The organism is Roseobacter sp. HKCCD6576-2, assembly GCF_013179285.1.
Lineage (GTDB): Bacteria > Pseudomonadota > Alphaproteobacteria > Rhodobacterales > Rhodobacteraceae > Rhodophyticola > Rhodophyticola oceani.
In genome coordinates, this window is sequence record NZ_WVNW01000026.1 from 1 (window position 1) to 12,639 (window position 12,639).

A 12,639-nucleotide genomic window follows, 5' to 3' on the forward strand; every position below is an offset into this window, starting at 1 on the left:
CAGCCATCAGGTCGGCGATCAACAGATCGACCGAGACCCCCTGCCCCACCACGCGGCCTTTGGGATAGAGCATCGAGAAAGCCTGTCTCGACAGTCGGTTGCGGTCATCGCGGAGAGGGCCACAGCGGCTGCCCAAAACCCCGGGCGAAGACATGCTCACCTAAGGCTCACGACCCCTGGGTATTCCTTTGGTTGATGCCCCTATGGCGCGCGTTTGCGGCAACAGCCCAAAGGACAGGCTGCGCTCTGCGGCCCGCCGAAAGACCAATCTTGGCACGCCCCATATTGTCGTTGACGCCGTGTCCCCCGGGTGAAGCTCAGGCCCAGGAACACGCATGTCGGGTGAGGCCGGGGAGAAAAATCTTGAGACAAATTCGTTTGCTTGCTAATGAATATTGAACAACAATCAACCAAACAGGGAAATGAATCGTGACCAACAAAAAGGACACACAGTCTTCTGGACTGACGAGGAAGACCCTCTCCGCGTGCATCGCACTCTTTGTCTCAACGGCGGGTGTTGCCCACGCAGATGGTTTTCCAAGTGAACCAGTGAGCATCATCGTAGCCTGGCCGGCAGGCGGTTCGCATGACCGCGTGGCGCGAATGGTGTCGGATTACCTGGCCGAAGAGCTTTCGCAACCTATCGTCGTGATCAACCAGGAGGGCGCGGCTGGCACCACAGGCGTTCGCGCGGCAGCCTCCGCCGACCCGGACGGCTATACGATTGGCGTCATGGGGCTGCATGTCGTGGCCCAGACCTATATGAACCAGGCTGCGGCGGCATTGGACAGCATTGCGCCGCTGGCGTTGATTGAGACATCTCCGGCAGCGATCAGTGTCCGTGCGGAGACGGGCATCACCTCCTTGGACGAGTTGGTGGCAGCCATCGAGGCCGACCCCGAAGCGATCCTGAATTCCAATGACGGGCCGGGTGGCTTTGCCAATAACAGCGCGATGCTGATCCAAGAGGCGCTTGGGGTTGAGTTTCTGACCATCCCCTACCAGGGCTATGCACCCGCGATTGCGGCCATCACCTCGGGCGAGACCAACGCCTCGACGATCCCGACCGCTTTGATGACCGGGCTTGCCGAAAGCGGGGACGTGAACATTTTGGGCGTGGCCGGTGCCGAGCGTCATTTCCGCGCGCCGGATGTCCCCACATTTACCGAGCAGGGCTATCCGCTGGTGTTCGAAGACTTTGTCGGGTTCTTCCTGCCCGCAGGTGTGCCGGAAGACCGCGCCGCCATTCTCGAACAGGCGGTTATGAACGTGCTGGCCAACGAAGACTTCCTGGCGACCGCCCGGCAAGCCGGATCGATCATCGCGCCTGAGGATAGCGAAGGGTTTGCGGCCTTCCTCGAAGTTCAAGACAATACGGTTTACCCCATTCTTGAGCGCAGCGGCCTGGTCGTTGCACGCGAGAGATAACGCGGACAAGACCTGGGCGGGCCGATATGGCCCGCCTGACACCCAGAAAAACCCATGTCTGAGCGCGCGGCAAGTCAGCAAAAAGATGAGAACTCGGCAGGCTACGCCGCTGGGGTCTTCTTTCTGTTCTGGGCGGCGGTCGGCTGGGCGGGGCTGCATTTCAATGCGCCGCTCCGGGCCACGTTGACCCAACCAGGCCTGGACCCTGGCCCGGCCCTTTTGCCAATCCTGACCTCCACGGCTCTGAGCGTTGGTGGATTGTGGTTTCTCCTCTCCGGTTTCGTGAAGAAGAGATCAGGCATCGCAGGGCTCGCGCCCTTGGGGGTCGCCCTGGCGGTCGCATTCTTTGTCACGGCCTTGATGACAACTCTATGGATAAGCCTCGCGGGTTTCACCGTCCCGGCGTTTGTCTTTGCGGCCGTCTGGTTAACCGTTCTTTCCAACCCGACATCCAGATTGCAGGCGCGACTGGCGTTTGCCCTGATTGTCTCTGGGGTCATCGTCGCGGGCATTCATCTTGTTTTTGTCACCTTGCTCCGTGTCCCGCTGCCGTGAGGACAAGTGAATGAAAACGGATGTGTTCCTGCAGTCTTTTGCGATCTTCTTCGAGCAACCGCTGATGTTGCTGGTGGCCGTCTTTGCCGTGGCCGCCGGGATCATCATGGGGGCATTGCCCGGCGTCAGTTCTACCATGGCGCTGGCCATTCTTCTGCCAATCACCTTTGGCCTTGAACCCAATATCGCGATCATGCTGCTGATCCTGGTCTTGGTCTCCAGCGTCTTCGGCGGTTCAATCTCTGCCATTCTGATCAACATCCCCGGAACGCCGGGCGCAATCGTCACCCAGTTCGATGGCTATCCGATGGCGCGACAGGGCAAAGCGGGCCTTGCTTTGGGTCATGCGCTGATCGGTTCGACCGTCGGGGGGGTGCTCGGTGTGTTTGCGCTTATGCTGATCGCACCGGTCATCGCGCAATCGGCTATGAGTTTCCGGAGCCCTGAATTTGCGATGCTTGCGCTCTTCGGCATCGTTCTGCTCGCTTATACCGCTGAGGGCGCGATGCTGGCCGGGCTCTTGTCCGGCGCCATCGGCCTGATGCTTGGCATGGTCGGATTTGACACTGTGACCGGCGTTGCCCGTTACGAGTTCGGGACCTCGGTCTTGCAGAACGGCATTCACCTTATCCCACTGACGATTGGTATCTTTGGCTTTTCCGAGGTGCTGTGCAATCTGATGGATGCAAAGACACGGGTGCGGTCTCAGGTCTCAGCCATCCAACGCATCATCCCGTCCCGGTTGGAGCTTCTGAATGTTTGGCCAGGCTGGCTACGGGGCAGCGCCATCGGCACGCTGGTCGGGGCCATTCCGGCGGCTGGGTCGGCGATTTCCGTGGCCATCGCCTATGCACTTGAACGCCGCTTCACGCGACGGCCCCTGGTCGGATTTGGCAAGGGCGAACCACGGGGTATCGCCGCCCCTGAGGCAGCGAACAGCGCGGCCTCAGGCGGCACCACGATACCGATGGTCACCCTTGGCATTCCCGGGGATTCGATGACAGCGATCCTGATCGGCGCGTTGATCATCCATGGTTTGCAACCCGGACCCACATTGTTCGCGGAGAACCCGGAGATCGTGGGGGCGATCTATGGATCGTTGTTCCTCGGTGTTCTGCTCACCTTTTTGATCGGGCTCGTCGCGCTGCGCTGGATCGTTCACGTTCTCAAACTGCCGAGCAATGTGATGATGGTGTTGATCGCCCTTCTCTGCATGGTGGGCGCCTATGCCATTCGCAACAATATGGTGGATCTTGTCGGTATGATCGTCATTGGCGGAATGGGGTTCATGATGATCCGTCTGAACATTCCCATTGCGCCGCTCGTCTTCGGCTTGATCCTCGGCCCGCTCCTTGAGGAGAATTTGCGCAGAAGCCTTATGATCAGCCGGGGCTCCTGGACTGTGTTCCTGGAACGGCCCGTTTCCCTCGCGATTATTCTGATCATCGTCCTGGTGTTTGTTGCCTCATTTATCGGCTGGATGCGAAAGAGAAAGCGCTCAGCGCCCGAGATTTTGCCTGGCTCAGCGCGGCCCAGCAAGGATTAACTTGACCCGTGGGCGGAATTCGAAAATAGTTTGTGTACCAACAAAATTAGTGATGGCTTGGCGTAAGAACAATAGCCATTCGCACAGCAACCAACGGGGAATTCAAATGACACTCAAGACGTATGCCATAGCCGCGGGGGCGGCATTGGCCCTGCTGCCCGCCGTCAGCCATGCTCAGGATCGGGAGTTCGGCGTCGGCCTGATCACGCCGCCCGTCCATGTCTGGAACCAGGAAGTCGAAGCGATGGGCGAGACGCTGTCGGAGCTGTCCGATGGCCGTTTCTCGGTCACGACCTTCCCCTCCGGCCAGCTTGGCTCGGAAGGCACGATGCTGCAGCAGTTGCAGACCGGCGTGCTGGACATGGCCTGGCTGACCACCGCCGAAGTCACCACCCGGGTGACGGACATGAGTGCGCTCCATGCGCCCTTCCTCGTCACGAATATCGAGGACGCAGCCCGCGTGCTTCGCTCTGATGTTGCGCGTGAAATACTGGACGAGCTTCCGCGTGCGACCGGCGCGGTCGGCATCTGCTACGCCATGACCGGCATGCGCCAGATGATGAGCCGTGAGGCGATGACAAGCGCCGAGGATCTGGACGGCATGCGGTTCCGCATCACGCCTGCGCCTCCGATGCGGAGCTTCTTTGAGATGTTCGGCGCCGCGCCCGCGCCCATGCCGTTGACCCAGGTCTACGATTCACTGGCCAACGGTCAGATCGACGCGATTGCCATGGATCACGAGTCGATCATCAATTTCGGCTACTATGAACATGCTCCCTTCATGCTGGAAACCAACCACCAGATCTTCCCAATGGTGGCGCTGGTGTCTGGCCGGGTTTGGGCGCAGCTTTCGCCGGAGGATCAAGAGATTGTCCGCACCGCCGTGCAAACCCATTGCGATGCCACCATCGACCGCTTTGTCGAGGGTGAGGCCGGCAAGCTGGAAACCCTGCAAGCCGTCGATGGTCTGACGATTATCGAGAATGTCGGTCCCGAATTCTTCGGCGACATTGTCGCGCGCTGGGACGCCGAATGGTCGGAGCAGACGGACTATGTCGAGCGGCTTCGGGCCCTGGCCGACAGCTTCTGATGTCTTGAACATCACGCCGGGATCGTGCCTGATTGCTCAGCCGATCCCGGTTTGCCTTGTTTTCTAGGAGCTTGCCCCGTGAAAATCGCGCGTGCAATCACCCGCCTGTCCGCGGCCGTGACGGCGGTGGAACGGGTTCTGCTGATCGGCCTTGTCGCGGCGATTGCCGTGCTGGTCTTGACCAATGTCCTGCTCAGAGGGGTTGGCATCACCATCGCCTGGGCGGACGAATTGGCGGTCTATTCTATGATCCTATCGGGCTTTGTCGGCGCCTCGCTGATGCTACGGGGGCGGATCGACCCGGCAGTGCTGTTGCTGCATGAATTTACCCCCGCACGCGGCATCCGGTTGCTCAGAACCATCGTGTCGATCATCTGCCTTGGCTTCGGGCTCACCCTGCTTTACACGACCTGGCGCTGGTTTGATCCGCTCGGCTTGATCAAGGACGGATTCGACGTCGCGACCTTTGAAGGGTCGACCTTTAACTTCATCTATACGGATGTGACGCCGGTCATGGGAGTTCCAACCTTCTGGTTCTATCTCGTCATGCCGTTTTTCGGCGTGACCCTGGCCATCCACGCGGCTGCGAACCTGGTGGAAGACTTGGGCTGGGTTGAACGCCCAGACAATCCCGCAAAAATCGACGCGACAGAGGTCTAAAAAATGGCGGCCGTTGCCTTTCTATTGCTTTTGGTTGTGGGGGTTCCCGTGGGGATCATTCTCTGCGTGTCCGCGTTGGTTTACATCTTCAGCTCCGGAAACCTGTTGCTGCTCGACAGCTACCCCCTGCAACTGTTCAACGCGCTCAACAATTTCGGTCTGTTGGCCATTCCGCTGTTCATTTTGATCGGCGAACTGATGAATGGCGCCGGGATCACGCAACGGCTTGTGCGCCTCGCGGCGGCCTTCCTCGGCGCGTTGCGCGGCGGGCTGGCCTATATCAACCTGGTCGCCAATATGATGGTGGCTTCGATCCTCGGCTCGGCCACGGCCCAGATCGCTATGATGAGCCAGGTCATGGTGCCCGAGATGGAGAAAGAGGGCTATCGCCGCGATTTCTCAACGGCCGTGACGGCCTTTGGCGGGTTGCTGGGGCCGATCATTCCACCCTCGATCGTCTTTGTGGTCTACGCGGTCCTCGCGCAGCTTGCGGTGCGCGACATGCTGTTGGCGGGGCTTCTCCCGGGGCTAATGCTGACCGCCTTGTTCCTCGGGACAATTGCGATCTTGGGGACGTGGCACAAATATCCGCGCGGCCAGAAGCTGAGCTGGGCCAAAAAACGCGCAGCCTTTGGGCGGGCGCTGCCGATGCTCTCGATCCCGGCCATCATCATCGGCACGATCTTGGGCGGTTTCGGCTCCCCAACCGAGGCCGCGTCCCTGGGGGCGCTGGCGGCCTTTGGCATCGGGCTTTTCGTAACCGGCACCCTGAAGCTTTCGGATCTGCCGCATATTCTTTTGCGGACCGGGATCAACTCGGCACTAGTGTTATTTCTGGTGGCCTCGGCCGGCGTGTTTTCCTGGGTCTTGGTCTTCGGGCAGGTGCCGCAAACGGCGGCGGCTTGGATCCAGACCGTGGCCACGACGCCCGCGGCCTTCATGCTGCTGGTCTTGATCGTCCTTCTCTTGGTCGGCACGGTGATCGACGGGATCGCCGGGTTGATCATGGTCGTCCCGATCCTTCTGCCCATCGCAACCGAAGTCTACGGCATCCACCCGGTTCATTTCGGCGTGGTAGTCTCGATCAATCTGATCCTCGGTCTGTTGTCACCGCCTGTGGGGATCGGGCTTTATGTGGCGGCGAATGTTGCCAAGGTCAGCCCCTTGGCCGTGTTCCGCGTGGCCATGCCGTTTTTCGTCGTGACCTGCCTGGCGCTTTTGGTACTCGCGCTGGTACCGTCGATCAGCCTCGCCTTCCTGTAGCGTGGCTGGTCAGTTCGCGGTCCATTGCGGCAGGTCAGGCGCGTATCGGGCGCGAAGATAGCGCGCCAGGTCCGCAATTTGCTGCTCCGACAGATCGGCGCCAAAGCCGGGCATGTCGCGCAAGCGCGTGCCATTCGGGGCGCGCAACCCGTCGCGGATCACGGTTTCGACCGTCTGCGGGGTTGGGGCACGAACCGCTGTCGACAGCGAAAGGGACGACAGCGCCGCCGTTGCCAGATTGGGCAGGGCAGGTTCATGGCAGGTGGCGCAGGTGCTCTCGAACACGCGGTGAATGCGGGTGTTCGGTATGGCCGCCTGCGCGACCGGCGGGATCGGCGCAGCCGCAGGTGCCTGGCTGGCCAGATAGGTGGCTATGGCCTGAATGTCCGAGACCGGAAGCTGGCCGAGATTGGCCACAACCTCGGCCATCGGGCCGCTGGCAGCAGCATGCCCATCGGCATGGCCGGTGCTGAGATAGGTGGCGAGGCTTTCGGCCGTCCAGCCGCGTGACGCGGCAGCGGCCCCTGCAATCGCGGGCGCGTACCAGCCATTCACCTCTGCCCCCGCAAGATCGTGGCCGCCGCCCCGTTCTCCGCCAAGCACGTTGCGCGGTGTGTGGCAGGCGCTGCAATGGCCCACGGTCTCGACGAGATACCGGCCCCGGTTCCAGGCGGTGGATTGCGTTGGGTCGGGCCGCAGCGGTGTGGCATCGTGGAAGGCCGCATTCCAGAACGCATTGGCCGGGCGCAGGGCCGTAGGTCCCAACATCTGGGCGCGCGGCGTGTCTTGAACGACGGGATCAAGGGACTGGAGATAGGCATAAAGCGCCAGCAAGTCGGCCTCACTCATGCCCGCGAAGGAGGTATAAGGGAAGGCCGGGTAAAGGTTCGTCCCATCCCGGGAAACCCCATGTCGCATGGCCCGTTCAAACGCCGCGAAAGACCAGTTGCCCAGTCCGGTGGCCGGGTCCGGCGTCAGGTTGGTGGTGTAGATGGTTCCAAAGGGCGTGGCGACGGGACGCCCCCCGGCATTGGCAACACCGCCCTCTGCCGTATGACAGTCGGCGCAATTCCCTGCCAGAAACAGCAACCGCCCCTGTTCGATCAATTCGGGCGCGTGGCTGATAACCGTTGGACCCGGTGGCAGGGCGCGGTGGATTGGAAGCGACACCGCCCCAAAGGTCAACGCCCCGGCCAATGTCAGGCCCGTCGCGGCCAGCACCTTGCGCAGCCGTGTGAGGCGCCGCGCGGGTGGGGCGATCTCGGGCTGTGCCGGGTAGCCCGCCGCCCTCAGTTCGCGCCGGACCCGCTCGGGCGTGAACGGGGCTTCGCGCAGGCGCACACCCGTGGCATCGAACACCGCATTCGCGATGGCAGCCGCCGAAGGGACAGCCGCGCTTTCGCCAACGCCCAGGGGTGGGTCATCGGGGCGCTCCACCAGCATCGTTTCGATCTCAGGTGCCTCGGGGAAGCGCATGATCGGATAATCGGACCAGCTTTTCTGGGCCGGGGCGATTTCGTCGAAGGTGACGTTTTCGATCAGCGCGCGCCCGGCGGTCTGATGCACATTGCCGTGGATCTGCTGGCGCACCCCGTCAGGGTTGATGACAAGTCCCTGATCCTGGCCGACAAAAACCCGGGTCAGGGTGATCTCCCCGCTGTCCAGATCGACACTCACATCACAGACCCAGGCCGCGCTTGCGGCGGCAACACCGGGGAAGGATCCGTGGACATAGGTTGCAAAAGCAAAGCCTTGCCCATAGGCCATGCGGCCCTCGCGCTTGAAACGCGGACCGGTGCCGGGTTGCCAACCCGCAGCCTTGGCGGTGCGGCGGATCAGGTCGGCTTGTCGCTGGTCGTCGATATGGGCGAGGCGGAAGGCCACGGGGTCTTCACCGGCCTCGGCGGCCATTTCGTCAAAGAAACACTCATGCGCGAAGGTGTTAGGAAGTGCTGAGACCCCCCGCATCCAGGCCGCCCGCACGATGGGCGCCAGGTCATGCACCGTGATGCGTCTATGGGCGATCGTATAGGGCGGGACGATGGTCCGGTCGCCCATATCGACCGGGCGCGGATCGGCTGAGATGCGGCCTGTCAGCAAAAGCGCGAGGTTCGGACCCCGGTTGGAGGGGTACCAGCTGTCCAGCGTATAGGCATGGACGGCGCCGTCCTTGAGACCGCCCGAGACATCCATGATCTGTGCCGCGCCCTTGGGTTCCCAAAGGGTTTCCTGCGCACGGGTGAGTTGCACGCGCACGGGCCGTCTCACGGCGCGGGACAAGAGCAGCGCGTCGCCCGCAACGTCATCGGCACAGTTGCGCCCATAGCACCCCGCGGCCTGATGGCGGCGAACCTCGACGCCCGCCGCCGGCAGCCCGCAGAGATGCGCCAGATCGCCTTGCAACACATGCGGGTTCTGCGTGCCCGCCCAAACCACCGGTGCGCCGTCGCGCCAATCGGCCACGGCGCAGGAGGGCCCGATGGAGCCATGCAGGTGGTAGGGCCAGATATAGGTCCGGTCTAACCGCATGTCTGAGGCGTCGAGCGCCGGTTCCACGGCTCCGGCCACGTCCAGCACGCGGGGGCTGGAGGGTTGATTGCGGATCAGGTTTGCAAGATCGTCGAACTCCGGCAAGGGCGGTGGCACACGCCATTGCACCGGCAACGCCTCGGCCAGCGTCTCGGCCAGATCGGCGCGGGTGGCGACAACAGCCAGGAAATCGCCCTCTCGCACGACGGCGATGAACCCTTTCGCGCCGCTGATCACGGTCTCGTCATAGCCAAGCAAGCTGCGCCCAATGAAATCGCCACTGTCACGCCCGGCATAGGGCGGGCGGATGACATGGCCGTGCACCATGCCCTCGACCACCACGTCATGGATGTAGAGGTGATCGCCGCGCAGCTTGCTGTCCAGATCGACCCGGCCCTGCGGCTGGCCCACCACCTTGTAATCCGCGCGATCCTTCAGGCGCGCGCCCGTGTCGAGCGGCAGCACCTCCTCCACCTCGGCCAGAAGCGCGATCAGCACCACGCGGGCCTTGCCATCTGTCGCAGCACCCGCTTCAAGCCGGATCGCCTCCGGTGTCGTGTTCAGCCGCAACGCCGCGCGGGACAACAGCGCATCGCGCAAGGTGGCCGCGGCCTGGCGCAACGGGATGGCCGAAACCTGGATCGTTTCCGAGGCGATGGTTGGGCCCTGATCCGGTGTGCGCGCTGTGTCGCCGAGAACCATGCGGATGGCCGCGACGGGCTGGTCCAACTCCTCCGCCACGATCTGCGACAGCGCGGTTTCAATCCCGGTGCCGAGATCGACATGGCCGCAGAACGCAACAATGCCTTCCTCGGCATCCAACGAGATGAAGCGCTGGCCTTTCTCGTCCTCGATATGCAGGCAGGGGCGCGTCCTGGCCGTCATGACCCCATCAGCTCCGCCGCGCGCCGGACCGAGGCGATGATCTCCGTATGGGTGCCACAGCGGCAAAGGTTATGGCGCAGCGCTTGGCGCACCTCTGCCTCATCGGGGTTGGGTTGGGCGTCAAGCAAAGCCACGGCGGTCATGATCATCCCGTTCAGGCAATACCCACATTGCGCGCCGTCGCAGTCCCGAAAACCCTGCTGCACCGGGTGAAGCGCGCCGGTCTCGGGGTCGGCCAGTCCCTCAAGGGTCGTGACGTCCGCCCCCTCGACCATGCGCATGCGCATCACACAGGCGCGTGCGGGCGCGCCGTTGACAAGCACGGTGCAGGCCCCGCATTGCGCCAGCCCGCAGCCATATTTCGGGGCGGTCAGGCCAAACTCTGTCCGCAGCAAATCGAGCAGCATCCGGTCGGGATCGACCGGCGCGGAGACCGGTTCGCGGTTCAGGGTGAACCGAACCGGTGCCGAGTTGGGACGTGCATCTGCCGACATGTGGATAGGGTATGGACCTGTCTTATGAATGCCTATGGAATTGTGCCTACCCCTGCAAAACTTCCGGCAGGCACCCGGCGGGAGGGGTGTTGCGGCTGCGCGTGGTGCGGACAACGCCATCGATGATGGTCATCCCAACACCGGGCAGGTTGCCCAGTTCGACCGACTCCAGAAGCGTCTTGCCCGGGGCGTGCTGCGCCTGATCCATCAGGACGAAATCGGCGGAATAGCCTTCTTCCAGCAGGCCCACATCCAGATGCCGCTGGCGCGCCGTGTTGCCATTGGCAAAGCAGAAGGCCGTGGCCGCGTCGACATTCCCAAGGCTCGACAGCATCGCCACCATGCGCAGGATGCCAAGCGGCTGCACCCCCGAGCCTGCGGGCCCGTCGGTGCCGAGGATCACTTGGTCGAGCTTGCTCAGCTCTCGCGCGGTGTTCAGCGTCAGCAAAGCGGCGCGTTCATTGCCGTTATGGACGATCTCAAGGCCCTTCGTGCAGCTTTCACACAGGCAGACGATCTGATCGTCGGGCAAGGCGGAATGGCCCCCATTGATATGACCCACCACATCCGTGCCCGTCTCCAGCACCATATCGGCATCAATCAGGCCCGAGCCTGGGATTGAGGGGCCGCCAGTGTGGATCGTGGATTGGATGCCGTATTTGCGCGCCCAGTTGACCATCTGGTGCGCGGTTTTCCCGTCCTTGACGCTGCCAAGCCCAACCTCGCCCAGATATTTGACCCCAGCATCGGCCAGATCCTTGAAATCCTGTTCTTCCATGCCGTGTTCGATGACGGGGGCGCCAGCATGGACCTTGACGCCCGAGGGGCGGAAATTCTCATACCAACGCTGCGCGGCAATCGCCATGGCCTTGAGCCCCACCACATCCTTGGGGCGGCCGGGCATATGCACTTCGCCCGCCGAGATCATGGTGGTCACGCCGCCATGCAGGGTCGAGTCGATCCAGTGCAGTTGCTGCTGGCGCGGTGTGTAGTCCCCGACGACCGGGTGAACATGGCTGTCGATCAGACCAGGCGCCAAGGTGACGCCCTTCGCGTCCACGACCGTATCCGCCTCATCGGTATCGAGATCCTTCTCATACCCAAATTGAGCAATCCGGCCATTGATGGCGACAACGCAATCTCCATCCGCGATGGGAGCTTCGATCTTGCCCGTCAGCAGAAGGCCGATATTGCGAATGACCAGTTTTTTGTTTTCCGACATTTGACGCCCCCCTATCTTATTTGTATGCTAACATTTATGAAGGCTTGGGCAAGGTTTTTCAGCAGCGGATAAACATGACGCCGTGTGTTGACCTGATTGCCGTCCAAGGCTACCGAGGCGCGCCAATGGTGCCGTCTTTTCGAGCATCGAAGCCAGAAATAGCTCTAAAAACATGTGCGGCACGCCCGCAAACCCAGGAGGCAGGATTGGCTGAGACTCTTTCGACCCAGGAAAGCCCGCCTTATGTTTTGGAGGAGCAGATTGGCTTTCTCCTCCGATTGGCGGCGCAACGGCACGCGGTGATATTTCAATCCATGGCACCGGGAAAGCTGACGCCGACGCAATTCGCCGCGCTGGTGCGCCTGGCACAGTCAGGGCCCTGCTCGCAGAATGAGCTGGGACGCCGCACCGCGATGGATGTGGCGACCATCAAGGGTGTGGTTGATCGTCTGAAAGCCAAGGGCATGGTGACCGCGACATCCGACCCGGACGACAAACGTCGCAGTATCCTGTGCATCTCGCCTGACTACCGCGCCGCGGTGCAAGAGCTCGTCGATGTCGGTCATGGCATTTCCAAAGCCACGCTGGCCCCCCTGACCGCAGCCGAGAGCCGGACGTTCCTTCGCTTGCTGAAGAAGCTCGGATGACCGGACCTTTCCCCCTTTGAGCCGCGCCGGTAGGGCCGCTTAGCCGAGTTTTTCGGTCAGTTCTGGCACCGCATCGAACAGGTCTGCAACGAGGCCGTAATCGGCAACCTGGAAGATCGGTGCCTCTTCGTCTTTGTTGATCGCGACGATGACCTTACTGTCTTTCATGCCCGCCAGGTGCTGGATCGCCCCCGAGATGCCGACCGCGATGTAAAGCTCGGGTGCCACGACCTTGCCGGTCTGGCCAACCTGCCAATCGTTCGGTGCATAGCCGCTGTCGACTGCCGCGCGAGACGCGCCAACCGCCGCGCCAAGTTTGT

11 protein-coding genes are annotated in these 12,639 nt (G+C 62.2%); 7 read left to right on the plus strand and 4 right to left on the minus strand.

Features of this window, described 5'->3' with window-relative positions; translation table 11 throughout:
• Positions 1-549 precede the first annotated feature (549 nt).
• From GTF44_RS21180 to GTF44_RS21205, 6 genes are all read left to right on the plus strand, one after another.
• Positions 550-1,428 (plus strand): tripartite tricarboxylate transporter substrate binding protein, encoded by an 879-nt coding sequence (locus GTF44_RS21180; RefSeq protein ID WP_171563267.1) that lies wholly within the window; start codon positions 550-552, stop codon positions 1,426-1,428.
• Between the two features lie 54 nt (positions 1,429-1,482).
• Entirely contained in the window at positions 1,483-1,983 is a 501-nt protein-coding gene (locus tag GTF44_RS21185; protein ID WP_171563266.1) for a tripartite tricarboxylate transporter TctB family protein, read from the plus strand.
• Positions 1,984-1,993: 10 nt separating this feature from the next.
• Complete coding sequence (locus GTF44_RS21190; RefSeq protein ID WP_171563265.1) at positions 1,994-3,529, plus strand: tripartite tricarboxylate transporter permease; 1,536 nt, start codon at positions 1,994-1,996, stop codon at positions 3,527-3,529.
• A gap of 106 nt (positions 3,530-3,635) precedes the next feature.
• Positions 3,636-4,619, plus strand: a complete 984-nt coding sequence (locus tag GTF44_RS21195) for a TRAP transporter substrate-binding protein (RefSeq protein ID WP_171563264.1) — start codon at positions 3,636-3,638, stop codon at positions 4,617-4,619.
• Between the two features lie 78 nt (positions 4,620-4,697).
• The gene (locus tag GTF44_RS21200; protein ID WP_367383434.1) at positions 4,698-5,279 is read left to right on the plus strand and encodes a TRAP transporter small permease; all 582 of its coding nucleotides are present in this window, start codon (positions 4,698-4,700) and stop codon (positions 5,277-5,279) included.
• Positions 5,280-5,282: 3 nt separating this feature from the next.
• Positions 5,283-6,542, plus strand: coding sequence for a TRAP transporter large permease (locus GTF44_RS21205; RefSeq protein ID WP_171563261.1), 1,260 nt, complete (start codon positions 5,283-5,285; stop codon positions 6,540-6,542).
• 9 nt (positions 6,543-6,551) lie between these two features.
• Here the strand turns inward: GTF44_RS21205 and GTF44_RS21210 are convergent, their stop codons facing one another.
• The 3 genes from GTF44_RS21210 to GTF44_RS21220 are packed head-to-tail and all read right to left on the minus strand — an operon-like array spanning position 6,552 to position 11,672.
• Positions 6,552-9,956, minus strand: coding sequence for a molybdopterin cofactor-binding domain-containing protein (locus GTF44_RS21210; protein WP_171563259.1), 3,405 nt, complete (start codon positions 9,954-9,956; stop codon positions 6,552-6,554).
• Positions 9,953-10,450: a (2Fe-2S)-binding protein gene (locus tag GTF44_RS21215; protein WP_171563257.1), complete on the minus strand. Its 498-nt coding sequence runs from the start codon at positions 10,448-10,450 to the stop codon at positions 9,953-9,955. The genes GTF44_RS21210 and GTF44_RS21215 overlap by 4 nt, the downstream gene beginning before the upstream one ends.
• Positions 10,451-10,496: 46 nt before the next feature.
• Positions 10,497-11,672, minus strand: coding sequence for an amidohydrolase family protein (locus tag GTF44_RS21220; protein ID WP_171563255.1), 1,176 nt, complete (start codon positions 11,670-11,672; stop codon positions 10,497-10,499).
• 206 nt (positions 11,673-11,878) lie between these two features.
• Here GTF44_RS21220 and GTF44_RS21225 point away from each other — a divergent pair, with 206 nt between their 5' ends.
• Entirely contained in the window at positions 11,879-12,319 is a 441-nt protein-coding gene (locus GTF44_RS21225; RefSeq protein ID WP_253261401.1) for a MarR family winged helix-turn-helix transcriptional regulator, read from the plus strand.
• A 39-nt stretch (positions 12,320-12,358) separates the two neighbouring features.
• Here the strand turns inward: GTF44_RS21225 and GTF44_RS21230 are convergent.
• The coding region (locus GTF44_RS21230) for an electron transfer flavoprotein subunit alpha/FixB family protein (protein ID WP_216365391.1) at positions 12,359-12,639 on the minus strand (281 nt) is incomplete at its 5' end.